General features: G+C 67.1%; 1 protein-coding gene. It reads left to right on the top strand.

From position 1 onward, the window contains the following. Nucleotides 1–294: 294 nt before the first annotated feature. Nucleotides 295–471 (top strand): hypothetical protein, encoded by a 177-nt coding sequence (locus BSZ37_RS22270; protein ID WP_179299409.1) that lies wholly within the window; start codon nt 295–297, stop codon nt 469–471. Nucleotides 472–602: the final 131 nt, after the last annotated feature.

Here is a 602-nt window from a genome sequence, read left to right as displayed (position 1 = left end):
GTCGCGGTGACGGAGCGCTTGTGGAGGTCGAGGCCGGTGAAGGAGGTCATGGCGGCGGCGGCGAGTGGGATCCGAAGGATGGTCTCCTGATTGGAAGGATCCCGCCGCTGCTGGCCGACAAGGAGCATCAGCGCTCTCGGATTCCTCGGCGCCGTCGTATGCTGCCGCCGTACCACCGCTTTGCCGCCGGCTCTTTGCGGCTTAGTGGCCCCCTGTTCTGCGGCCTGTGCGCCAAGCGTGCAACTGCTTCCCTACCATTCCGTAGCTCCCCTTCATTCGGACACGAGGTGCACCATGTCGAAGGCCACATTCGCCCTCCTCACGACGGTCGGTTTCGTCGTGGCAACGCTGGCGATCGGGATCCGGGGCGTTGAGAACTGGGAGCCCTACGAGTTCTCGTTCTACTACTTGATGCTGGGCTGGGCGGCCCATGAGGTGTACCGCCGTCGCTTCTCGGCTTCGACGGCGTAGGGGCTCGCCCGAGGGGCGGCCGCAGAACCCGCCGCTGTAGGCCGACCGGGGGCGTCAGCGCTCTCGGCCGTTGCTGGCGTCGGCGCCGCTCCTAGCTTCGGATCACCGTCGCGCCGCCTCAGGCGGCTGAA

The sequence above is a fragment of the Rubrivirga marina genome, assembly GCF_002283365.1.
GTDB lineage: Bacteria > Bacteroidota > Rhodothermia > Rhodothermales > Rubricoccaceae > Rubrivirga > Rubrivirga marina.
Note: the sequence above shows the minus strand (reverse complement) of the source record. Positions and strands in the feature narration are given on the sequence as shown.